This window comes from Providencia sp. PROV003, from assembly GCF_045040775.1.
In the GTDB taxonomy this organism is placed as follows: domain Bacteria; phylum Pseudomonadota; class Gammaproteobacteria; order Enterobacterales; family Enterobacteriaceae; genus Providencia; species Providencia huashanensis.
This window is the reverse complement of record NZ_CP096369.1, coordinates 1,855,954-1,880,787: the sequence shown is the minus strand read 5'-3', so window position 1 is coordinate 1,880,787 and position 24,834 is coordinate 1,855,954. Positions and strand designations below refer to the sequence as shown.

General features: G+C 38.3%; 22 protein-coding genes. 10 read left to right on the top strand and 12 right to left on the bottom strand.

Annotated elements, in window-relative coordinates; all coding sequences use genetic code 11:
- Positions 1-14 precede the first annotated feature (14 nt).
- The 3 genes from M1F14_RS08610 to M1F14_RS08600 form a co-directional block, all read right to left on the bottom strand.
- On the bottom strand, positions 15-710 hold the full coding sequence (locus tag M1F14_RS08610) for a hypothetical protein (RefSeq protein ID WP_181468706.1): 696 nt from the start codon (positions 708-710) through the stop codon (positions 15-17).
- A 4-nt stretch (positions 711-714) separates the two neighbouring features.
- On the bottom strand, positions 715-1,452 hold the full coding sequence (locus tag M1F14_RS08605) for a hypothetical protein (protein WP_042848231.1): 738 nt from the start codon (positions 1,450-1,452) through the stop codon (positions 715-717).
- Positions 1,453-1,628: 176 nt separating this feature from the next.
- Positions 1,629-2,525, bottom strand: coding sequence for a diaminopimelate dehydrogenase (locus M1F14_RS08600; protein WP_042848233.1), 897 nt, complete (start codon positions 2,523-2,525; stop codon positions 1,629-1,631).
- A gap of 197 nt (positions 2,526-2,722) precedes the next feature.
- Between M1F14_RS08600 and M1F14_RS08595 the strand changes: the two genes are divergently transcribed.
- Positions 2,723-4,069, top strand: a complete 1,347-nt coding sequence (locus tag M1F14_RS08595) for an MATE family efflux transporter (RefSeq protein WP_042848235.1) — start codon at positions 2,723-2,725, stop codon at positions 4,067-4,069.
- 210 nt (positions 4,070-4,279) lie between these two features.
- Complete coding sequence (locus M1F14_RS08590; protein ID WP_181468707.1) at positions 4,280-5,599, top strand: serine dehydratase subunit alpha family protein; 1,320 nt, start codon at positions 4,280-4,282, stop codon at positions 5,597-5,599.
- A gap of 106 nt (positions 5,600-5,705) precedes the next feature.
- On the opposite strand, the gene yjiA is transcribed toward M1F14_RS08590, so the two are convergent.
- From yjiA to M1F14_RS08570, 4 genes are all read right to left on the bottom strand, one after another.
- A complete protein-coding gene (gene yjiA, locus M1F14_RS08585) occupies positions 5,706-6,668 on the bottom strand; it encodes a GTPase (protein WP_181468708.1) in 963 nt (320 codons plus the stop codon).
- A 36-nt stretch (positions 6,669-6,704) separates the two neighbouring features.
- Positions 6,705-6,908, bottom strand: coding sequence for a YbdD/YjiX family protein (locus tag M1F14_RS08580; protein ID WP_042848243.1), 204 nt, complete (start codon positions 6,906-6,908; stop codon positions 6,705-6,707).
- 102 nt (positions 6,909-7,010) lie between these two features.
- Positions 7,011-9,164, bottom strand: a complete 2,154-nt coding sequence (locus M1F14_RS08575) for a carbon starvation CstA family protein (protein WP_042848244.1) — start codon at positions 9,162-9,164, stop codon at positions 7,011-7,013.
- Positions 9,165-9,594: 430 nt separating this feature from the next.
- Positions 9,595-10,044, bottom strand: coding sequence for a hypothetical protein (locus tag M1F14_RS08570; protein ID WP_042848245.1), 450 nt, complete (start codon positions 10,042-10,044; stop codon positions 9,595-9,597).
- A gap of 862 nt (positions 10,045-10,906) precedes the next feature.
- On the opposite strand from M1F14_RS08570, the gene M1F14_RS08565 reads away from it, so the two are divergent.
- The 6 genes from M1F14_RS08565 (at position 10,907) to M1F14_RS08540 (ending at position 16,173) form a co-directional block, all read left to right on the top strand.
- Entirely contained in the window at positions 10,907-11,452 is a 546-nt protein-coding gene (locus M1F14_RS08565) for a fimbrial protein (protein ID WP_071548542.1), read from the top strand.
- Between the two features lie 77 nt (positions 11,453-11,529).
- Positions 11,530-12,204 carry a molecular chaperone gene (locus tag M1F14_RS08560; RefSeq protein ID WP_048609192.1) on the top strand — a complete coding sequence of 225 codons (675 nt, stop codon included), beginning with the start codon at positions 11,530-11,532 and terminating at the stop codon, positions 12,202-12,204.
- Positions 12,179-12,742: a hypothetical protein gene (locus M1F14_RS08555; RefSeq protein ID WP_042848884.1), complete on the top strand. Its 564-nt coding sequence runs from the start codon at positions 12,179-12,181 to the stop codon at positions 12,740-12,742. The genes M1F14_RS08560 and M1F14_RS08555 overlap by 26 nt, the downstream gene beginning before the upstream one ends.
- 5 nt (positions 12,743-12,747) lie before the next feature.
- Positions 12,748-13,293 (top strand): fimbrial protein, encoded by a 546-nt coding sequence (locus M1F14_RS08550; protein WP_071548544.1) that lies wholly within the window; start codon positions 12,748-12,750, stop codon positions 13,291-13,293.
- A 335-nt stretch (positions 13,294-13,628) separates the two neighbouring features.
- The gene (locus M1F14_RS08545; RefSeq protein ID WP_181468709.1) at positions 13,629-14,999 is read left to right on the top strand and encodes a fimbria/pilus outer membrane usher protein; all 1,371 of its coding nucleotides are present in this window, start codon (positions 13,629-13,631) and stop codon (positions 14,997-14,999) included.
- Positions 14,977-16,173: a fimbria/pilus outer membrane usher protein gene (locus M1F14_RS08540; RefSeq protein WP_181468710.1), complete on the top strand. Its 1,197-nt coding sequence runs from the start codon at positions 14,977-14,979 to the stop codon at positions 16,171-16,173. The genes M1F14_RS08545 and M1F14_RS08540 overlap by 23 nt, the downstream gene beginning before the upstream one ends.
- A 227-nt stretch (positions 16,174-16,400) precedes the next feature.
- Here the strand turns inward: M1F14_RS08540 and purT are convergent, their stop codons facing one another.
- From purT to M1F14_RS08525, 3 genes are all read right to left on the bottom strand, one after another.
- Positions 16,401-17,579 (bottom strand): formate-dependent phosphoribosylglycinamide formyltransferase, encoded by a 1,179-nt coding sequence (gene purT, locus M1F14_RS08535; RefSeq protein ID WP_042848889.1) that lies wholly within the window; start codon positions 17,577-17,579, stop codon positions 16,401-16,403.
- Between the two features lie 102 nt (positions 17,580-17,681).
- Complete coding sequence (rarD, locus tag M1F14_RS08530) at positions 17,682-18,608, bottom strand: EamA family transporter RarD (RefSeq protein ID WP_042848890.1); 927 nt, start codon at positions 18,606-18,608, stop codon at positions 17,682-17,684.
- Positions 18,609-18,778: 170 nt separating this feature from the next.
- Positions 18,779-19,726 (bottom strand): aminoimidazole riboside kinase, encoded by a 948-nt coding sequence (locus M1F14_RS08525; RefSeq protein ID WP_181469348.1) that lies wholly within the window; start codon positions 19,724-19,726, stop codon positions 18,779-18,781.
- 185 nt (positions 19,727-19,911) lie between these two features.
- On the opposite strand from M1F14_RS08525, the gene M1F14_RS08520 reads away from it, so the two are divergent.
- The gene (locus tag M1F14_RS08520; protein ID WP_181468711.1) at positions 19,912-21,366 is read left to right on the top strand and encodes a glycoside hydrolase family 32 protein; all 1,455 of its coding nucleotides are present in this window, start codon (positions 19,912-19,914) and stop codon (positions 21,364-21,366) included.
- 84 nt (positions 21,367-21,450) lie between these two features.
- On the opposite strand, the gene M1F14_RS08515 is transcribed toward M1F14_RS08520, so the two are convergent.
- Entirely contained in the window at positions 21,451-22,446 is a 996-nt protein-coding gene (locus M1F14_RS08515) for a LacI family DNA-binding transcriptional regulator (protein WP_042848894.1), read from the bottom strand.
- A 469-nt stretch (positions 22,447-22,915) separates the two neighbouring features.
- Between M1F14_RS08515 and M1F14_RS08510 the strand changes: the two genes are divergently transcribed.
- Positions 22,916-23,545, top strand: coding sequence for a response regulator transcription factor (locus M1F14_RS08510; RefSeq protein ID WP_042848895.1), 630 nt, complete (start codon positions 22,916-22,918; stop codon positions 23,543-23,545).
- 621 nt (positions 23,546-24,166) lie between these two features.
- Here the strand turns inward: M1F14_RS08510 and M1F14_RS08505 are convergent.
- Positions 24,167-24,808 carry a helix-turn-helix domain-containing protein gene (locus M1F14_RS08505; protein WP_052219455.1) on the bottom strand — a complete coding sequence of 214 codons (642 nt, stop codon included), beginning with the start codon at positions 24,806-24,808 and terminating at the stop codon, positions 24,167-24,169.
- Positions 24,809-24,834 lie beyond the last annotated feature (26 nt).

Below are 24,834 nucleotides of genomic sequence, written 5' to 3'. Positions count from 1 at the left end.
CGATAGGCGCTTTTTTATTTTTTATGCCGTTTTAAAAAACGCCACAACACCCAAAGCAGAGAAGTAGAATAGTACAAAATGCCAAATTGAATAATGATTAATGGGTTTTCTGTCATGCCTGTCATTTTTAACATGCCATAATAATTATTCTCTTCAAGGTATTGCTCAGTGAGCCCCCCTTGGGGTAAATAATGCGTTAGAAATACAGCAATGATAAAACACGCAACATAATGGCGTAATTTTGCAAGCCCTTCATCGAAAGCATTAAAATTATCAAATTGGCTCCCTTGTTGGCGTCCAATGATAATTCGATTAATTAACGTAGCAGCGTAAATATAAAGAATAGCAGAAGAATTAATCTGTGTTGTATGAAAAATATAGGCCACACCGCCTAAAATAGCAGCCACAAAAACAAAGAAAAAACCACGTTGTAACACTGCCATCATCGTGCCCATATGCACTAAAATAAATTCGAACAGCAGAATCAACACCATATTGTAAACAACTTCAACCCCCGACCAATCGGGGAAAAACCATAAAGACAATAAAAAACCGATATAAAAAATAGTTAAGCCGTGATCCACTAACTCAGGTAAAAAACTCATCATTCCTTGCTGTTTGTCTGATGCAACAAAATGACGTTTCCCTTTCGCTGTAAATGATGTCGAGCGTTTATTGGCATGTTTTCTATTTCTGATCTTCCTTGCCACAATATTACTTCTCTTTTTTTTGGTAAATAGAGTGCCCTTTACACAAAAAATGCATTAGGCAGGCCATAAATAACGGCATTCCAAAGTAAAGAACACCAAAAGCAAAAGCCACATGAGGTTTTTCTGGAAATTCACCGCCTGAAGAAATACTGGAATAATAATCAATGGACCTTAAATACTCTGGCGTTAATCCACCATAAGGAACAAGAAAAGACAAAATAATTACAAAGAAAATACAAAACATAAAATTTAATGCCATCAAAGCCGAATAGCCCATATTTTCTCCGCGTTCTTGTTCTGTACGACTACTGATACCAAAAAGCATTCGGTTCGCCACAGTAGCACTATACAAGTATAAGATTAGCGGAGAGTCACCTAATACTGCCATATTAATTGCTAATGCAAATAAACCATATAGCAACGCAAATAGCATTAATATCCGCCAATCACGAAATACCGCCATAAATACACCGGAGTGAACTAAAATAAATTCAAAGATCAGGATCAGCGTTAGGTTATAGATAATTTCCACCGTGTAATACTCAGGAAAAAACCACACTGATAAAATAAAGCCAACATAGAAAAGAGAGAAACCATAATTAATTAGCTTTGAAAAAACGCGAATAAGACTAAAAGAATGTGAACTTTCTTGCACACTTTTTACTGCTGGTTCTTTTGGGAAAAAACCTTGGTTTTTATTTGTTTTGGTTTCCACTTGTCCATTCCCTGACGACTTCGCCATTATCTTACTCCGTTTTCAACAATATATTTTTTCTTTATAAGCTACTTGATAATACAAATAATAAACAGTGCCTTAAATCTGAATAACAAATTTAGCGTAAGAACAACTGTAATAAATTAAGACAAGATGACATGGAATGAACCTCCATGCCATTAATGAAAAATTACCTATTGTGATTAAACCAATTTGGCAATTAATGTATCTAAGTCACCTTGCAGGAAATTCACTGGTGGGATTTCAATCACAGTATAAGCACCCGCAGCTTGCTTCATGGTAGCTCGAGCAGCAGAAACCATAAACTGTGAGGTTAACGCCGGGTTATTAATGCGCATTGAGTATTCAAATAACTGATTATGTGTTGCCCCTGAAACCCCTTTGTGGGTCATATGAACGCCATGACCAACATCTTTTAGTGCATCAATACTATCGACTTGGCGAATATGCGTCTCATCTGATGAAAAATAACTATCCGCTTTAATGGCTTGAGCCACATCATCAAACTTTGCACCCGCTTCAAGTTCAATGTATACCATGCGGCGGTGAACCCCTGTTCCCAACGGAATAGTCACAGATAGAGCATCTTTTACCCCATCAATGGCTTTGGCTGCCACACTGTGCCCCATGCTCATACCGGGACCAAAGTTAGTATAAGTCACACCTTTTGGCGCCATAGCTAACATTAAAGTACGCATGATAGAATCTGAGCCGGGGTCCCAGCCAGCAGAGACAACCGCCACACTATTATGCTGTTTAGCCACGTCATCTAAACGATGTTTTAACGCCACAATATCTGAGTGAACATCAAAGCTATCAACAGTATTAATCCCCTTGGCCAGTATTTTTTCTGCTAATGGCGCGATCGCACGCGTTGGCGAACACAGTAGAGCAACATCTACCTTCCCTAGCTTTTCAATATCATCAACCACTTTATAAGCGGAAAGTTCAGCAGGAATATCTTGTGTATTACGACGCACGATGCCAACCAGCTCAAAATCTTCAGCGGCTAGAACAGCTTCTAGTGCATAGCGACCAATATTGCCATAGCCCACTATTGCTGCTTTAATTTTTGTCATTTTTACTCCTATACAGTTCTGATGTTGCTTATTAATTAATTTATAGCGAAATTAAATCTAACAGAATAAGTAAAAGTAAACAAAACATTAGCTTTATTCAGATGGAAGCATTTTAACCCTATTTTCATTGTTGGAATCCATGTAGAATTAGCGGTTCAGAATACTTTCCCAAATACTTATGAATATAAAGGTTCTCAATGCATCAATCCGATGTGACTGAGCGATCACTCTTTTCGCTCAGCTGGCCAATTTTTATCGATATTTTTCTCCATTTGGCCACTTTATTAATTAATACCTATATGGTCAGCCACGTTTCTACTGCCTATTTAGCTGCAATGGGTGTAGGTAACCAAGTGTTTGACCTTTTTATTACTATTTTTAACTTTATTAGTGTGGGGTGCAGTGTTGTTATTGCTCAATATTTAGGGGCTGGACGCCGTGAAAAGGCAAGCCAAGCGATCCATATTTCTATCGCATTTAACTTTATTCTTGGCTTTTCTAGTGCCCTCGTCGCTTTATTTTTTGGTTACAGTATTTTAACCATTATGAATATGCCATCACATTTGATGGCTGACGGTTATACTTATTTACGTATTTTAGGTATTTGCTTAATTCCTGAAGCCATTTCCATTATTTTAGCCGCATGCTTGCGGGTTTATGGAAAGGCTCAGCCAGCCATGTGGGTTACATTGATTGCCAACGTAATTACTGTTTTTGGAAATATTATTGTACTTTATGGTTTCTTTGGCTTACCTCAATACGGTCTTGAAGGCGTTGCATGGTCGACAGTTGTCGGTCGTGTTGTTGCCGTGATCCTACTCTTTTGCCTGCTGTTTTATGGCCTACGTATCAAATTTGTGCCGATAATGTTGGTCCACTGGTCACGTAAAATGCTGGGCAAAATCTTGCATATTGGTCTCCCCTCTGCAGGGGAAAACCTTGTCTGGATCCTACACTTTATGACGGCTTCTGCCTTTATTGGTTTAATGGGCGAAACCTCACTAGCAGCGCAGACACTCTATTTTCAATTATCCTTATTTATCATGCTATTTGGTATTTCTATCAGTATTGGTAATGAAATTATGGTTGGTCACCTTGTTGGTGCAAAACGTTTTGAAGATGCCTTTAATCGGGGAGTGAAAAGCCTCAAGATGGGGTTCTACGTCACTATTGGTGTGGTGATCGCCTTTTGGTTATTACGTGACCCTATCCTAAATAACATTACTGATGACCAAGGTATTATTGAACTACTATTGCCACTGTTCTTACTGTCTGTCTTTTTAGAACCAGGTAGGACCATTAATATTGTGATGGTGAATGCATTACGCGCATCAGGAGATGCCCGTTTTCCACTGTGCACTGCAATTATCTTTATGTGGGGTGTCGCCATTCCGTTAGGTTATTTCTTAGGCATTAAAATGGAAATGGGCTTACTCGGTATTTGGCTCGGTTTCTTCGCCGATGAATGGTTACGTGGTTTAACCAATGCATGGCGCTGGCGTTCACGCAAATGGCAAAGCAAACGCCTAGACCTTGAAAGTTAGTAACCTACTATGATCACTTTGTCTTGCTCATTTTTAAGCAGCAAGGCAAAGTGACCGAGTTCAACATTGGGAAAATTTATTCTTTATAAATTAAATTAGGGAAAATTTTTCTCTTTGCATCTTATATCCCCCCAAACATAGCGAAGTTTTTCTCCAGCTTGTTGTTTAAAATAACAAAATCAAAAAAGATTTTATTAAGGGGGACTTGCCATGCATGCTCAATCACAACCATTACTTTGGCAATATTTTATCAATGCGGTAAAACAAGAAGTCAAACCAGCCTTAGGTTGTACTGAGCCAATTTCATTGGCATATGCAGCCGCTAAAGCGGCGTCCCTCCTTGATGGGCAAGTTATTCGTGTTTGTGCCTTTGTTTCACCAAACTTAATGAAAAATGGTATGGGTGTCACCGTTCCTGGAACCGGTATGGTGGGTTTGCCTATCGCAGCAGCATTAGGCGCCATTGGAGGTGATGCAGAAGCGGGTTTAGAAGTTCTAAAATCCGCATCAGCGCAGGCCATTGCACTAAGTAAAACGATGTTAGAACAAGGAGCTATCACCGTTGATATTAAACATCCATGCAATGACGTTATATATTCAGAAGCAACGGTGTATACACAAACGGGTTCAGCTACCGTTATTATTGCGGGTTCTCACACAAATATCGTTAAAATCATTCATAACCAGCAAATATGCTTCGATGCTACATTAAACAAACCTCAATCCGATGATGCTGCTGACTGTGCAGCAGATGTTGCCCTTCCCCCTGTCACCGCGAAGTCAGTTTATCAATTTGCGACCCAAGCACCACTGGAAGATATTCGTTTCATCTTAGAAGCCGCACATTTAAATGAAGCGTTATCTCAAGAAGGGCTACGTAATGTCTATGGTTTACATATTGGTAAAACACTGCAAACTCAACGTGACCGTGGCTTGCTGTCAAAAGATCTAATGTCAGAAATTATGATCCGCACCTCCGCTGCCTCTGATGCGCGAATGGGAGGGGCCGTTTTACCCGCGATGAGCAACTCAGGTTCGGGTAACCAAGGTATTGCCGCAACCATGCCTGTTGTTGTCACCGCCGATTATTTACAGTCCTCTGAGGAGCAACTGGCTCGTGCATTAATGTTGTCGCACCTAATGGCAATTTACATCCATAATCAACTCCCAGCCCTGTCGGCGCTATGTGCAGCAACTACCGCTGCAATGGGTGCTGCCGCGGGGATAGCCTGGTTATTAGAATCCCGCTATGAAGTTGTCGCTATGGCAATTTCTAGCATGATTGGCGATGTCAGTGGGATGATTTGCGACGGTGCATCAAACAGTTGTGCAATGAAAGTTTCCACGGGTGCAAGTGCAGCCTATAAAGCCGTACTCATGGCGTTAGATAATAGCTGTGTCAAAGGGTCTGATGGGATTGTTTCTGACGATGTTGACCAATCTATCGCTAATTTATGCTCACTTGCTGCTGGTTCAATGAAATATACGGATGTGCAAATCATTGAGATTATGGCGGCTAAAGCACGTTAACTCTTCGTCTTGAACGCTGATGGTACCTTAAAATTCATTGCTCCCCATCAGCGCTAATGACTTTTCGTTGAAATAAACCGCTTTAAATCCGTTTTTCAGCCATGCTTTATTTGGCTTCTAATGCCGCAAATTTTTCACGGATCATCGCTTCAGGAAGGTCGATGCCAATAAAGACTAACACACTGCTACGTTGTTCACCCTCTTCCCAATCTCTATCCCAATCTGCACTATAAAGACGCTGAACCCCTTGAAATAAGAGCCGCTTAGGTTCATCCTTAATGGATAAAATACCTTTATACCGCAATAGATTATCAGCAAAACTGAGCAACAAATCTTCCATCACTTGGGAAACTTCCATCAGTTCAACAGGGTAATCAAATTCAAGTACAATCGACCCCACCTCGTTTTGTTGTTTAGGTGCAAAACGGAAAGTAGGTTGTTTCACATTCAGTGTTGAATCGAGTAAAAAACCTTCAATATCTAATAATAAATTTAAATTGATGTCCCCATGAATAACAGGGTAAATCGGAGCTCTCGCATTGATCCGTTGTAGGCGTTCAATTAAAGCTTCAGTATTCGGCTTAATATCTGTTTTGGTGAGTAAAATGCGGTCAGCATAACCAATTTGCGCTTGAGCAATAGCAAAATCATTCAGTTGTTTCTCTGCATGAACGGCATCCACTAAAGTAATAATACCATCTAACAAATAACGTTCACACAATACCTCATGGGAAAAAAACGTCTGAGTAATTGGCCCTGGATCTGCCATGCCAGTACATTCAATCACTAAACGGTCAAAGTCTAATTTCCCACTATCCAACCCATCTAATAGGTCTAATAATGCATTTTCTAATTCATTGGAACGACTGCAACAAATACATCCATTACTTAATGTGGTAATTTGTGTCGCTCGATCGCCAATTAATGCATTATCGATAGGCACTTCGCCAAATTCATTTTCAATCACCGCTATTTTATGGCCATGCTCTGTATGAAGAATATGACTAAGGAGTGTCGTTTTACCTGCACCGAGAAAACCGGTTAAAATTGTGACATTAATTGGTTTCATTATTACCCCCACCGCATTCATTTACCGAAGTAATCATTAACAGCAGCGAAACCCGCCTTTGCCACTGCCACCATATCGTGCATCCTGCCTTTCACGAAAAAACTCGTTATACGTCATCACCGGTTTATCGGAATGATTATCTTTCATATGCTGCACATAAGTATCATAGTCTGGGATACCGATTAACATACGCGCAGCTTGCCCAAGGTACTTACCTGTTTTGCCGAGGTTTCCAAACATCAGCCTCTCCAATGTAAATGCCCTACATTATGAATACACAATGTAGGGCGACCTTTCAGTTGCCGAGTACCTTTCGGTAACTCAGCATGATTGAAGGGTGACTTAATGTGAAGATGAAACTTTCACGCCCTCTTTCGGTACAGGAACATAAGGTGTTTCTTTATCTGTACGCTGCGGATTTTTGTGTGCTTTCATCCCGACGCGGATACCATAGAAAATGATACCGTAAACAACCACTAAGAATAGAACACTCAAGCCAGCATTGGTGTAGTTATTAATAATAATGTGATTCATATTAGTAATTTCTTGTGCCGTTAATTCCGCACCACCCGCTGCAATCTTATCTTTATAAGATTTAGCTAAATACATGAAGCCTTCTAATTGTGGATTATCACTGAATAGTTTCAGACCTAGCGCCCAAGTAGTACAGATTAATAACCATACTGCTGGTAATACGGTAACCATTATATATTTACTGCGCTTCATCTTAATCAGAACAACTGTACTTAAGACTAATGCAACCGCAGCTAACATCTGGTTGGAGATACCGAACAATGGCCATAAGCTCTTAACACCACCCAGAGGGTCAACAACACCTTGATACAGTAAGTAACCCCATAGACCAACACACCCTGCGGTACCGATAATACCCGCAACCAATGAGTCCGTTTTCTTCAGGAATGGAACAAAGTTACCTAACAAATCTTGCAGCATAAAGCGGCCAGAACGAGTTCCTGCATCAAGTGCAGTTAAGATAAACAGCGCTTCAAACAAGATCCCAAAGTGATACCAGAAGCCCATATTTGCCGCTGGCATAATTTCATGGAATACAAATGCAATACCGACAGCTAAAGTTGGCGCACCACCCGCACGGTTCAAAACAGACGGCTCACCAATATCTTTCGCCGTTTGCATAATTTGTTCAGGTGAAATTACGAAGCCCCAAGAGCTGACTGTTGCCGCCGCATGAACAGAAACATCTTTCAGTTGAGCCATAATAGCTGCGCCGTCAGGCCCACCGAGTTCGTGCAAGTTAGGCATTGTAATACCTAAAGCCGCTGGCGGTGTATTCATAGCAAAATACAGACCAGGCTCGATAATTGAAGCAGCAACCAGCGCCATAACAGCAACGAAAGATTCCATTAACATGGCACCATAACCGATATAGCGCGCATCTTTTTCGTTTGCTAATAATTTCGGAGTTGTTCCCGAAGAAATTAATGCGTGGAAACCAGATACGGCACCACATGCAATGGTAATGAACAAGAATGGGAATAATGTCCCTTTCCAAACTGGGCCAGTTCCATCAACGAATTGTGTTACTGCTGGCATTTTCAGTTCAGGGTTAAGAATAACAATACCGATGGCTAAACCCACGATGACCCCAATTTTTAAGAAGGTCGCTAAATAGTCACGTGGCGCTAAAATTAACCAAACAGGTAATAATGCAGAAATGAATGCATAGCCAACTAATGCGTAGGTAATAGTTGTATCTTTAAAGGTCAGTGCAGGTCCCCAATATGGGTCATGAGCAATCACCCCACCGAACCAGATTGATGCGACAAGTAATACAATACCAATAACCGAAACTTCACCCACACGTCCCGGCCGGATATATCGCATATATATCCCCATAAACAATGCGATTGGTACTGTAGAACAAACAGTGAATACCCCCCATGGACTTTCCGCTAGAGCTTTCACCACAATCAATGCTAATACAGCAAGAATAATGATCATAATAAGGAAGCAACCAAAAAGTGCTAGAGTACCTGGGATTGGCCCCAACTCTTCCTTAACGATCTCCCCTAATGATGCCCCATTACGGCGTGAAGAAATAAACAACACCATAAAGTCTTGCACCGCGCCCGCAAGCACAACCCCGGCCAATAACCATAACGTACCGGGTAAATAACCAACTTGAGCAGCAAGCACCGGTCCAACTAATGGCCCCGCCCCTGCAATTGCAGCAAAGTGGTGACCAAAAAGAACGTTTTTATTTGTTGGTACATAATTTAATCCATCATTATTAATGACGGCGGGTGTTGCACGAGTTTCATCCAACTTCATCACTTTTTTAGCGATGTATAAACTGTAATATCGATATGCAATGAGATAGACCGCTACAGAAGCAACAACTATCCATAGCGCACTGATGTGCTCGCCACGTCTAAGCGCGACTACACCTAAACAGACTGCACCAATAATTCCAAGGATCATCCACGGAATATGCTTTAAAATGCCATTTTTGTTCATAGAACACCCTTCTGAGGTAAAACGAACATGCCTTTGATTTTGTATTTACCATCAGTGAAAAATGGATAACTATTTATTGCTAGCGTGTCATTCATCACTGATGATTTTTTATTGGCAGTGGTTGAACGGTAAAAATAAAAATGAGTTCTGCCATGGGGTCTATGGTAATAAATTATACGCCGTCATTGTTTAAAGTTATGCTAAGCGGTGTTATACAGACTTAAGCGGTTTATTTTTTGCTGTGAATGGTTTTTAGGGGGGTTAAACAAGATAAAAACTGTGATCTAAATAACAATTACAATTAGTTTTCAATTAGTTAATTACTATAAATTAATTAACTAAAATGAGTATTATTGTAAATAAATGGCAAATAAAACGTAAAAACAGCCAATCATTCGTAATTAATGTGTTTAAATATCAAAACACGTTACTAGTGAGTAATTGTTGTCCATTTACCACCTGCCCACCAACTGTGCTCGCCATCCGTTTGTGTTTCACAACCAATACCGACTTTCGCTTTCCCACCTTTAAAAGGGTAAGCACAATCATAAATAGCATCGAATACAATTTTCCCTGTGACTTCGTCTGCAAAACCTATTTTGTTCCCTTTACGAAACCGATATAACCCCTCTTGAGGTTCATCAGGCCAATTATCAAAATAATAAAGTTGATAAACCTCATCCCCCTTCTTATCGACCACAACTAACCCCTTATTCGGTAGTTTGCGTAAGCAATATTGAAAATAAGATTGGTTGTCAAAACACTGAATATTGTCTTTCTCACCAGAAACCCATAAACGAAATTGTTCATCAAGGCCTTGCCCAACAGACAAAAAAGAGACAAAAACTAATGAAAGAACACTTATAAAATAATGCATCATGGTTTTCCCTTGTTTTAAGTCAGCCTGTATCAATTGTTCTTTATGATAATCAGACACTATCGCTTAGTGATTTCACTTATACACTAGATACTATAACGAGTATCTCCCCGTGTGAAACTCAGAATAAACAGAAATAGCAAATTTTTATAAGAATAATCCCAGAGAAAAAATAGAAAAACATTGTTTTCACATTTCCCTCTATTTCGATGAGGCTAACAACTATCTTCTTTTAATTAATGGTGTTCTATGTAAGTTACCAAAAAAATGATCAAGATTAATTTAAGTGTTAATAGAAAATAAATAATAGGCATTTTTATCACACCTCGTAGTTATTCGTAACATTTAGCCTGCATACGCATCTTGTGTGTTATTTTTAGCGACAAATTGTGTGTAAATGTTAATTTCAACATTTATGTCTGAATTAACATGTTAATTAAATTATTTTTAGAATATATGACTGAATCACAACTCGAAATATTAGTTAAGCTACATATAAAAAACATAACCTATTGATATTAACTGAAAATAACAATTTGAAAACTATTTAAAAACCATAAAAATGGATTTCCCACCAGTTTGACAACCTATATGAGTAGAATTAATATTATCCACGAACTCTGGTAGACAAGAGTTAATTAAATAGACATGAAGATATTTTAAAGTTAAGTTTTTACTTATAAGCTAGTTTAATTTTCATTAAATGGCCGAATAAATATATTTATTTGTTTGGATTTAATAATGAGATAAATCATATTAAATCTACATTAATAAAATAAAAACTTAATCTGTAATTCTAAAATTTATATACCCATTAATTTAATCTTTAAATTAAGGCGTTCTCACATACTTAGGAATGATTATTATGAAATTGAATAAACTTGCTTTAGTTGGTGCATTCGCGGTTGCTACTCTTTCTTCTCAAGCTTTTGCTGCACAAGATGCAACTGTTAACTTTAATGCACGTTTAGTTGCTGCAACTTGTGATATCAGCGCTTCTAAAGATTTAGTTAGCTTAGGTACACACTCAACTGAAAACCTAGACACTACTAAAGCATTATCTGAAGCAAACTTTAACTTAGTTTTAAATAACTGTACTAAAGTTTATGACGATTCTACAAACCAAACTGCTGATGCAACGACTGTTTCTATCTTAGCAACTGGTGAAGCATTAACTGGTCACTCAGATATGTTTGCTGACGCTCAAGCATCACAAATCGGTGTTAAATTAGCTGCTGGTAAAGCAAAAACTGAAGTTAAACCTAACATCGCAACTGAAATTACTGACCTGAAAGTAACGGGTAAAAATGACTACGTCATCCCAGTTGTTGCTGGTCTGTACGCAACGGCTTCTGATGCTGTCGCACAAAACTTAAATGTGCCAGTAACATTCAGCGTAGCATACGACTAATCACCGTCGTGCGTTAATTTAGCTAGTAAAGCAGGCAGTGATTTATTGCTGCCTGCAAATTATAAGAGAAAAAAAGAATGCTAAAATTAAAATCCTTACTTTTTATCTTATTTGCTTTTTCGTTTTCTTCTCAAGCGGGTGTCGGTTTAAGTCAAACGCGTATTGTTATTGATGAAGCAACAAACTCTGCTGCAATTACTGCACGAAATGAAGACAGTAAATCGTATTTAGTCGCCAGTTTTATTACACAAAAATTAGACAGCAAAACACCTTCTGAAGGCTACTTTGTCATTACACCTTCTATTTTTAAATTAGCGCCAAAACAACGTAATATTATTAAAATAAAAGCGCTCACACACAAGTTTCCAAAAGATCGTGAAAGTATGTATTACTTTCACTCAAGAAATGTCCCTGAATCCGATAAAGCGGATGGGGTAAAAGTCGGGTTAGAAAGTGTTATTAAAATTTTCTATCGACCGGCTAATCTGCCGATGCAGCAAGAAGAAGCATTTAAAGGCATCAAAACTAAAAGTACCTCCAATGGCGTTAAGGTAGTCAATAACTCGCCTTACTATATCAATTTGGCTGGTTTATCTGTTAATAACAAAGCGATTAAGCTTAATAAACAAAATAATGTTATTGCCCCATTTGCTGAAATGAACTTTGTTTCTCAATCAAAAGTGGGCGCTGTTAAGTGGGCTGTTATCAACGACCTTGGAGGATACAATGAATATCATGGGACTGTTGAGTAAAGGGATATTAGCGCTAAGTGTCATTGTATTCTCAGGCTCAATTATTGCTCAGAATGGGCAAATACAGTTCAAAACCAAAATCATAAAAGGAACTTGTGAGTTTGATGATAACAGTGAGTTAGATAAATATATTGATTTTAATAAAAGTGGAATGCTAACAGCATCTGATGTTGACGAAAGCCCAATTAATCAACCGATAAAAACTGAAAGTTTTTCTTATACCATTACTTGTCAGAATTTCCCAGCAGGTACTGAAAAGAAAATTAAAATAAAATCTAAATCGGCCGCATCAACAACATTTAATAATGGTATTTTTTTTGGATTAGCGGATACAACTAAAACGGGTTTTTTACTTGAATCCTGCGACAATAACAACCAAAATTGTCAGGCGGTGAAAGATGAAGGGATTTCCACATTTCCTTCCACAACCAGCGATTCAATTGTTGTGAATTACCAAGTTAGCCTTGTCAAACGAGAGAATAACGTTAAGCCAGGCGATGCTAATGCTGCGGTTACTTTTGAATATTATCAGGATTAAGAGCCATGAAAAAAATAAAACAGGGGTTACTGACTTTTTTAATGCTCCTCATGCATTACCCCGTGATGGCGGCAGATGATTACAAAGTAGAATACCAATTTTCTGTTTTATTTTTAGCTAAGACCTGTGAAATCGATGTCCCAAATGAAATTATATTTGGTAATGCATCTGGTGTCACAACCGTCAGTGAAATTAAAAAGGATACGGTGGCAAAGAACTTCTCGATTGGTTTAAGAAATTGTACTACGACGGATCAAAAAACGGCGGCGGTTTATTTAGCATCAGGTAATACATTAAATGGCAGCAAAAACTTCTTCAATGATGACCCAAATGGTGTCATCGGTGTTCAGTTATTAGAAGGAAATCGGGTTATTGATGTTAATCAGAGCTCATTATTAAAGCCAGATGCAGCCTCAATAATTTGGGATAATATTCAAAGTGTCAGTGAAACAAAAATGGTGACAGCCAAATTACGTTGCGCTGAAAGCAATTGTAGCCCTAGCGATGGTGATTTCTCTGCAACATTAACTATTGGCTATTATGCCGATTGATATATAGATAATATTTATTGAACATAACCATTTATAATTATATTTCATTATAAATTTCCATTAAGAAATAATCTTGTTATTGATAATAAATTAAAATAGAAAATAGATTTCAACTCGCTATTAATTTCTATTTTAAATATCTATATCGCCTTAAATCGATTAAATAAACAAAAAACTATTTAGCGAAACAAATGAAGTTCACTCGCAAACTGGAAAAATCGAATGGCGATTTACCGATGAAAATTTAATGGAGTTACCTCCTCAATCCATAGAATAAACATCGATTGAAACATAAATAACAAGAATAAATAACGAAAGGTGATGCAGTGAAAGGGATGAAAATAAAATTAATTGCATTAGAGGTCTTTATTTGTTGCTATGCAATGGCCCCCTCTTTTATGCATGCCGAATCGTATTTTGACCCCGGCCTATTAATGCACGGCAGTGGGATAGACGTTTCTCAACTCGATTTAAATGACTTTGCGGATAACAATACATTAACGCCCGGCGTCTATGACGTGGTCGTTAATGTTAACATGATCCCGTCAGGGGAATTTAATCTCGCATTTGAAAAACAGCAAGATGGTCATGTTGCCCCCGTCTTTACAGTCGGCGAACTGAAAAAACTGGGTGTTAATACGGCATCTCTGCCCAAGTTAAGAGATTTGAGTGAAGACACGAAGATTGAAAACTTATCCAGTTACATTGCCGATGCTGCCATCACCTTTGATGTACAAACGCTGACGGTGAATTTATCCGTTCCTCAAATTGCCATGGTGCCAAACTTTGCTGGCTATGTACCGCCTGAATTACGCGATGATGGTGTTACCGCGTTAGTGATGGACTATGTCTTTAACTACAGTAATAACCGCCAACTGGGCAAATATCACCAAAAAGCAGGTACCAGTGATTCTCTGTTTAGTAATATCAATGCAGGGATTAACATGGGGCCATGGCGCCTGAGAACGAGCTATTTATATAACTACAGTAAAAGCAGTGGGTCTTCCAGCACAAGTGACTCCAACTTTTCCAATACTTATATCTATCGCACCATTAATGCGATTAAATCAACGCTAAAAGCCGGGGAAATCTCGACCGGTGGGAATATTTTTGACGCCATTCCTATGAAAGGCGCCACGCTAAAATCAAACCCTCAGCTTGACCCTAGCAGCATGCAAGGGTTTGCACCTATAGTGGAAGGGGTGGCGAACACCAATGCGACTGTCACTGTGCGCCAGAACGGCAGTGTGGTCTACCAAACTTTTGTGGCGCCAGGGCGTTTTATTATTCGTGACATCCCTGCCAGCGGCTTAGCCGGGGATATGGAAGTCACGGTTGAAGAAGAAAATGGCAAACAAACTGTTTTCACTCAGGCTTATTCCTCGCTGCCAATGATGGAGCGCCAAGGCGCTTATAATTATGAAATTTCCGCGGGTCGCTACAATGGCGGAATTGCCGTGGACTCTGAGCGAAAAAACTTTACGCTTGGTTCCTTCAGCATCGGGCTACCACATAACATTACCACCTATGGTGGGGTGTTAGTTTCTAATGGGTATAACTCCTTTGTGGGTGGGGTCGGCTTATCGTTGGGTGTATTAGGGGCGTTATCTACCGATATTAGCTCGGTTTTCAGGGAAAAGCCTCAAAGGGCAATCCTATCGTATCCGTTACTCAAAAAGTTTGTTGTCAACGGGGACCTCATTTGACTTAACGGCATTACGTTATACCTCTGAGAACTTCTATTCGTTCTCAGATTACAATAATGCCGGTTATGCGATTAAAGATGACTTAGCGCCTTGGACGGGAGCGCGTCAACGTTATAGTTTCCAAACCTCAATTAACCAATCTTTTGACTCTTATGGTTCCCTTTCTTTAAGAGCGTCAAAAAATACTTATTGGGGCGGCCAAAACTCAAATACCTCGGTTGGGGTGTCTTATAACAATAACTATAAAGGGGTTTCTTATAGTCTCAGTTATATGGTTGACCGCGTGAAGAGCTATAACAATACTTGGCCTGAGAACCGCGTGGTTTCCTTTGATGTGTCTGTGCCGCTCAGCTTATTAACGAACAGTGAAATGGCACAAACCATGAGCGCGCGTTATGGGGTCAGTGTAGATCAGCACGGTGAAACTCGTCATCAAGCAGGGTTAACTGGTAGCGCGATGAAGAGTCGCTTTAGTTATGGTATCTACCAGAACTATGACAGTTACAATAACAACTACGGGGGAAGCCTGAATGGGACTTACTCCGCGAACAACGCAACATTATCAGCCGGTTACAGCTATTCAGATATGAGCCGCTCAATGAACGGTACCCTAAGTGGCGGTGTAGTTGCGCATTCAGATGGGGTCACATTATCGCCAAACGTGGGGGATACGATTGCGATTATCACCGCAGAGGGGGCAAAAGGGGCGTCATTATCCTCTGGCGCGCAATTTGACCGCTTTGGGAATGCCATTATTCCTCAGTTATCCAGTAACACGGCTAACCAAATTGCGGTTAATGTGAACACATTACCGGATGATACGACCTTTAAAGACACCTCGATGATGGTATATCCAACGGAAGGGGCGGTTATTAAGCGTAAGTTTAAAACCAAAATTGGTTATCAAGCGATTATTAATCTGAAAGCTACGGGGAAAATCCCACCTTTTGGGGCGATCGCGACGTTAGTATCAGAAGACGATGAAAACGATATCAATACCGGAATTGTGGGTTCAAATGGCCAACTTTACATGAGTGGGTTACCAAATACTGGTCGTATTAACGTTAAATGGGGTGGTCAATCGGGTCAGTGTACCATTAACTATTCTGCATTAGACACGATTGCAGTTACTGCAGATTCGCCAGTAAGAACTTTAACGGCGGAATGCCAGTAGTCGCCTAAAATAAAAAAGTATAACCTAATGCAACAATTAAATTCTTTTTTAAAATTATGCAGGTACCGTCATATTAGTGCAAGCTTATGACTTATACCATTTATCAGAGAGATAACCACTGCTGCTTTACAACAAAATTTTTCCTTGAATAACCCTTCGTTATCATTTTAATTCTTAATAGTTAAAAGCTCATTCATATAATGTGAATGAGCTCTTTTTATTAGAAATCAACCTGATACTTTAACTTTATCAGCCGCAGTCTTAGCCATTTCCAATGCTTGTTCAATAGAATCAGCAACAGCTAAAGCAACCCCGAGTCGACGAGTTCCTGCTATTTCAGGTTTACCAAATAAACGTAACTGGATATCCGACCCAAATGCAGTATCAATATGACCAAATACTACATCGCTGCTATGCAATTCAGGTAAAATAACCGCAGAAGCACTTGGCCCATATTGACGAATTGCGCCTATTGGGTACCCTAGGAAAGCCCGAACATGTAAGGCAAATTCAGATAAATTTTGTGAAATTAACGTCACCATTCCTGTATCGTGAGGGCGGGGTGAGACTTCATTAAAAATGATCTCATCTGCGCACACAAATAACTCAACACCAAATACCCCATAGCCTCCCAATGCGCTAACTATTTTTTGGGCAACCTCTTGTGCTTTCCTCAATGCAATATCACTCATTTGTTGCGGTTGCCAAGACTCACGATAATCCCCTTTCTCTTGGCGATGACCAACAGGAGCACAAAAATGAATGCCATCAACTGCACTGACTGTTAACAAGGTGATCTCAAAATCAAAATTAACCATTTTTTCAACAATAACGCGGCCCTGTCCCGTGCGCCCACCTTGTTGAGAATATTCCCATGCTTGTTCTAATTCTGCTGCCGAGCGGATAACACTCTGCCCTTTCCCTGACGAACTCATGACTGGTTTTACAATACAAGGAAAACCGATTTTCTCTGCTGCAGTAATAAAATCCGCTTTATTTTCAACAAATTGGTAATTAGAGGTCGGTAAATGAAGCGTTTCCGCTGCCAAGCGACGTATCCCTTCTCTGTCCATGGTAAGAAAAACGGCTTTCGCAGATGGCACGACTCTTTGCCCTTTTTCTTCCAGTTCAACTAAGGTTTTTGTCGCAATAGCTTCAATTTCAGGGACAATAAAATCAGGTTTTTCTAAGGCAACAAGCTGTTTTAATGCTTCGCCATTAAGCATGTTAATTGTGTAACTGCGGTGAGCAATGTGCATAGCTGGCGCATTATCGTATCTATCAACAGCAATCACCTCAATGCCTAAACGTTGGCATTCAATAGCGACTTCCTTACCCAGTTCACCCGCCCCAAGCAACATGACTTTGGTTGCTGAAGCGCACAGCGCAGTACCCAATTGATTCATGATTAATGACCTTATCCGCAAAAATAATAAATGTGATTATATACGCAATCGTTTGCTTTTACTATCAAAGGAAACAAAGTTCATGAATGCTGAGCCTAGTATCTAGCCTAATGGTGTCTTATCACGCCCAGTAATAAAGGGATCTTTATGAGAGAACTTAGTATATTGCTTGCGCAAAATCGCTAAAATACAGAACATCAAACCAATCCATATTAATGAGAAGCTGACACCTTTTACCCAATCAAATAGCTCATTAAATAAAAATACCGCAAGTAAAAATTGGATTGTGGGTTCTATATACTGTGCTAAACCAATTACAGTCAATGAAGTTCTTTTAATTGCAGCCGTGAAAAATAGCAATGGGATAATCGTTACCGGAGCCGCTAGCATATAAAGAATTTTAACTTGCCAATCCCCTTCTGCTACCGCACTTAAACCATTTGAGTTTAACCACCAAGTTATTCCTATTGCTATTGGCAATAACCAAAGAGCTTCTAAAAATAAAGAAGTAATGACATCAAACCGAATAAATTTACGTATTAATCCATATATCGCAAATGCGCTCCCCATCACTAACGCTAGAATAGGTAGTTCGCCATACTGCCATATTTGATAACCGACACCGGCACATATAAAAATAACGGCCATTTTTTCAGAAAATACAAGTCGCTCTCTGAGAAAGATAACCCCGAGTAAAATTGAAAATAAAGGGTTAATAAAATAGCCCAAACTTGCCGCTAGAACTTGTCCATGAGTTAACGCATAAGTGAATGCAGTCCATGAAATAGCCATAATCGATGAGCTAAAGAAACATAAAACAATTGATTTTTTGTCAGCCCAGACTTGGCCCCATAAAGATTTATTCTTAATAATTAAACGAATAAAAAAAAGTATTGGTACTGACCAAATAAGACGTTCAGCAAGTAGTTCTAAAGGTTCGGCGCCAGGAAGTAAACGGTAAAATAACGGTGTTATACCCCATAGAATATAAGAAAAAATGGCAAGAGCCACTCCTGAACGCAGCAACATAGTTTACCCGCAATAAAAACTAATTAAGTGAAATTAGCTTCGTATCATACGCCAAAATATAGAAAATAAAACTGATTGCACCTCCAATATTGGTCGATTTATATCGAAGTAAATATAAATAAAAGAGGATTAGACAACCATCTTCTATTTACCTTCCATATAGATACTTTTCAAAGGATTTCTCTTTGGGATAATAGTGGTTGCTGTTGTATAAATTCGATTAATTCTTGTTGCGTTGGCGCTGCTGAAATCGCCCCTTTTTTAGTCGTTGCCAAAGCTCCACAAGCTGACGCTTGAGAAATAATTTTCATTAAGCTGTCGCCAGTATTTGACAAACCATATTGAGAAACTCCCGCAAGTAAACCCGCCATAAAAGCATCGCCAGCCCCTGTTGTATCAATGCTATCAACGAAATATGCACTAACCGCTATAGATGTGTAGGACGTAAATACTTGACAACCTTTAGCGCCTTGAGTGACTATTTTTAAACTGGCAGGATACTTTTGTAATTTAGAAATCGCATCATCAAAACAGCTCTCCTTTGTTAGCCACAATAATTCATCATCCGATAGTTTTAAAATATCTGCTTGCGTTGCAAAAGTATCGATAACACAATGCATTTCATCGGGATCAGCCCACATTTGTTGGCGAATATTGATATCAAAACTCAGTAATCCCCCTGTTTGCTGTATATTTTTTATTGCTGTTGATAACGATGCCCGACAGGTTTCATGTACCAATGCTAATGAGCAAAAGTGCAAAATATCATTACCAAATTTAGGTAAGTTTTTTGCAGTTAAAAATTGATCTGCTGAAGGGGAAACTAAAAAAGAAAATTCACGTTCACCATTTTCATGTAATGAGACTAAAACGGTACTCGTTTTATATTTGTCATCAAACTCCATCGCACTGGTATCCACTCCTAGTTCAAATAAGGTTTTCTGCATAAAATGCCCAAAAGCCTCTTCCCCTACCCTGCCAATAAAACCACTGTTTTGCCCTAAACGTGCAACGCCAGCGGCGACATTAACGGGGGCTCCACCAGCACAAGCTTCATATTGCATCCCTTTAAGGGGGAGCAAATCAATTACTGCATCGCCTAAAGCCCAGACTTTCATCATATCTCCTTTACTGACTACGTGTTTTTATTATCTATTAATGAATATATACATTACCTACTAATGAAATTTTCACTAGCAAACTGTTAACGTTAACATTAGTATAAATACATCATTAAAGAAACGCACGAGTTATCTCATCTTATTTATCCATTTCGGTATGGGGAAATAACTAAGGAAGCACAATGAAAAATCAACTTGAATTAGCGAATAACACCATTCAAACATCAAGAAAAAACCTAGATTTTCAATTCTATCCTCAATATCATCTCGCTCCTTTTGCTGGCTGGATGAATGACCCAAATGGGTTGATTTATCACCAAGGTCAATATCATGCTTTTTATCAACATCATCCATTTAGCGCTAGCTGGGGGCCTATGCATTGGGGGCATGCAACAAGTACTGATATGGTCCACTGGCAGCACCAACCTATTGCATTAGCACCTAGTGAAGAGTATGACCGTGATGGCTGTTTTTCGGGTTCCGCAGTTAGCCATAACGGTGAACTCTATCTGTTCTACACGGGTCATATTTGGTTGGGTAATCAAGGTGATGACAGCCAAATTATTCAGTCTCAATGCGTTGCGATTAGTACAGATGGTATTCATTTTGAAAAAAAAGGAGTTGTCATTCCGCCAATTGAAGGGTTTATGCATTTCCGTGATCCAAAAGTTTGGCAGCAAAACAATAAGTGGTGGATGGTGGTCGGTGCAAGAGATCCCCATAATCATGGTCAAATACTCTTATTTAGCACTTCAGACTTATTAAATTGGGATCAAAACTACCAAGTGCTGGCTAAAACTGATGATAAGGGTGTTTATATGTGGGAATGCCCTGATTTTTTTCCTCTAGGGAAACATTTTATTGCTTTATTTTCACCTCAAGGGAAAAAAGCTGAAAAGTACCAATATCGTAATCTTTTTCAAAATGGTTATTTAGTCGGGAATTGGTCACCAAACTCCCCTTATACAATTACTCACCAATTTACCGAATTAGATTTTGGGCAGGATTTTTACGCACCACAAACTTTTTTATCGAAAGATGGTCGCCGTATTGCAATAGCTTGGATGGATATGTGGGAAAGTCATATGCCATCCCAAAAAGATGGGTGGTCAGGTTGTTTTACTTTACCCAGAGAGCTTACTCTTAATGAACAAGGCAAAATTATTTCTAGACCTATTGAAGAATTAAAGTCTTTACGGCAATCCACTACGCACTTACCCACAATAAATTTAGAAAAGAACACAACGGTTTTAGTGAATGAAGATGCCTCCTGTTGTGAACTAGAACTTATTTGGGATTTACAACAGAGCCCCGCGGAGAAATTTGGTTTTTGGATTGGTTACGGAGTGCAATTTTATATTGATAACCAAAACCAACGATTAACCTTAATGCGCCATTATCCTGAATATACAATTAGTGATAGCCGCAGTGTTCCATTACCTGAAACCCAGCAGCTAAAAATACATGCTTTTGTTGATCGCTCCAGTCTTGAAATATTCATTAACGATGGTGACGTTAATTTTAGTTGCCGTATCTACCCACATGAAGGGGAGCGAGATTTAAAACTATTTGCAATAAATAACCAAGCAAAGTTAGAAAAAGCAACCTATTGGCATCTCGAAAAAGCTATCGTATAAGTAGAGAAGTTCTGTTGGGAATATTAAGAAGCTGTTACTACACCAGTGGCCAACAACCTCTTGAAATAATTAAATATTCATATATTAAAATGAGTTACGTTCTAACAAGTCGCATGCAACGTATTGAACCCCATCTAACTGGCGTTCTTCTATAATATGTAAAGCGGCTTGTTGCCCCAATTGATAATGCGGTAATACCACAGTGCTTAATGGCGGGTAAAATAATTCCCCAACACCAATCATATTATCATAACCAAGCACCGCAATATCTTGAGGGATGCGTAATCCATGGCTAAGCAACACTTGATATGCTAAGAATGCAATGCGGTCGTTTCCACAAATGACGACATCAAAATCTGGTTTCTTATTTTTAAAGTGACGATTGATTAAATTTATAACATCCAAATAATGTTCATCACCTAGTTCTAAATGATATTGTTTTAAAGATTGTTTAGGTAAATTAGCATTATTCCACGCCGCCTCAACTGCTTCACTGCGAATTTTCCCAGCCAATGTTTCTTGTGGGATATAAAGACACAATGGATGGCGATATCCCTTATCAATTAAACGTTCAACTGCATTATATTGGCCATTAAAATCATCTGGTATGTAGGCCGGAAATTTATTTTCTTTATCTACACAATTAGCTAAAACAAGACGGTTATTATGTAGCGTTTCTGGAATAGAGACTTCTCGAAGCCCCATTGTGGTATAAATAATACCATCAGGACGTTGGGACAATAGTTGGCGAACCGCTCTTTCGCTGTCTTCACTTGATGTGATATTAACCACAAAACTGCTCCAACCAAATTGCCTTGCTGTTTGTTCTATTGAAAGGATCATTTCTACTGAAAATGGAGTTGTCGCTGTGTCGAGCGCTAAAACACCTACTGTAGAAATTTTTGAACTTTTCCCCCTTATCTTCCGAGCAGAAAAATCTGGGACATAATTAAGTGACTCAATAGCTTGTTGAACCTGTTTCAATGTTTCAGGTTTGAGCAAGCCAGGGCTATTAATTGCCCTTGATACCGTCATCAATGAAACATTTGCTAGTCGCGCTACATCTTTTAAAGAAGCCATTAAGTATATTCACTCATTAAAAAAGGTCGAGGATAAATTTTAGCATGTTAGATATAAAAAGCACCCACTGTTAATCAATCTAAAACAAGTATAAATACTTAACAAAACTTCGCTCAGCCCCACATTTTAGACTTTTTATGATTAGCTATTTGCGATATTATTGGAAGAACTTATAAATTTTTTATATATTTTGTTAGGGAAAAAACTCGTTAAACAAGTAAAACCACCTAATATGTTACATAACATTAATCGAATCTTACGCATTGACACAAACTTTAACCATTGTTTCTATTTTTATATTAAATTTAACTAGATGATATTTTTAATATAAATTAAGGTCAGTAATACATTAATAAAAAGAACAACGATCAGTAGAAAATATTACCGTCAAATTCATTTTTCGGTTTATTTACCTACGTATTTTATCAAATTAATATGAATATCAAATCAGTTTAACAGGAGTATGGTGATGAATAACACCATTCACGTAATCATAGATAGTGATAATGTCTTTAAGAATAAGCTGAAATTAATGATGGAATCTTTTGGTTTCCTCTTTAAATTTTATAATAACGAAGAAACATTTATGAGTAATTATACTTACCCTTTCGAGAACAATGTGAAAGAATGTATTTTATTATTCTTAAATAATGATGAGAACCGTATTAATAGATTAAACAATATAAGTAGCAATTTCGGCATTGTACCATTTATTGTACTTGCTGAAGAGCCTTCTATCAATCTGTGTCGCGAAAGCTTTAAATCTGGAGCTTTTGATTTTTTTCCTTTTCCTTTCAAAGACACTGAAATTTTGAATGCTATTAGTAATGCAACAGAACTGTTCGTCTCTATGCATGAAGAGCACAAAAAATATACCTATCTATCTGATAAGTTTGCTCGCCTCTCGACTAGAGAAAGAGAAATCATGGATATGATATTAGAAGGTAATACGAGTAAAGAAACGGCAGAAAAACTCTCTTTATCACCTAGAACTGTAGAGGTTCATCGCTCTAATATTTATACAAAACTAGGTATTAAATCACTTCCTCAGCTTATTCAAGAATACGACTATATCAATACCTATCCTAAACATATTTAATCTATATGATATGTTTCCTTTCTTATGTAAATTATTATTTCTGATGGTTTGATATTAAACCATCAGAAATTCTCTCCCTTAAAAATGATTAATCTATATAATCTAAGATAAATATAGATTAAAATCCTGTATATTTAAAAATAATAACTAAAATTTATAAATTACAGAAAAAATATAAATACACTATATTTGACTAAAGAGCCACTTAAGTTAATTAATAATTTCAGTCGTAATGATAACCTTCCGAATTTATCTAATAAGATGATAGAATTAAGCTTTATTAAGCTACTGTTCAAAAATATTTTATACAACATATTTTTATGAAATCTGTTGCTTTTTTGCTAACAATTCCTTCGAGCGAAAATATAAAAAAATAAAGCTTTTTACAACATACATACCTCAACTACTTCGTCATAATGAGCTTACTTTTTCATTTCTCTTTATCCCAATACATCTGATAGCAGTACAGGGAGGTAAGCTAAATCTGCCTTTCCATACGACCGATCACAATATTGGCTAATTCTTTTGCGCTTCACTATTTTTATGGCTCATGACTGGCCATAAGAGTAGTCAGAAGCGCACTCTTTTTGGCTTTATGCAGTGATACAACTAGGCTATAGATTACTTATATTCTTTAATATTGATCTCATATTGTTTTAGCTTACGCCACAGCGTTGTTCTCCCCATATTGAGCACCTGATGCATCTGTTGGATTTTACCTTTACAGGCTTGCGCGACTTCAATAATCAATTCTTTTTCAACAGATTGAATATCCATGTTAGCAAAACGTTGTTCCCCTTTCGCTTCATACGGTATTTTCTGCAAATAATAGTGACACTTTAGTTTTTCACTTGCTTCTCTAGCAAGAGATTGAGCTAGCGCGAGCAGAAGATTACCGTTATCTCCAACGGTTGAAAAAGCCACGATCAGGAATAGTTCATCGGTAGGCCAATATACAGGGGCTAAATAATAGAATGTACCATGTAACTCAATTGGGCTGGCAAATAACCTTGTTCTCGCACCTTCAGTCATATCCCCTAATAATAGGTTTGCAATTTCAAAAGCGCCTTTCGATTCATTACTTAGCCATAGCGTTTCGCCCTGCGTGCTAATGCATGAAACATCGATGTTGAAATTATATAATGGCGATAATCCATCCATGATGGTCCCACTAACAAGGTTCATCATAAAATCATAATCAATTGAATTATAATGATTAAATTTATTCGATATTGCTGTTGGAAATATTAAATGAGCCGACATAGTCATCCTTATTCTTCGATAAGAGT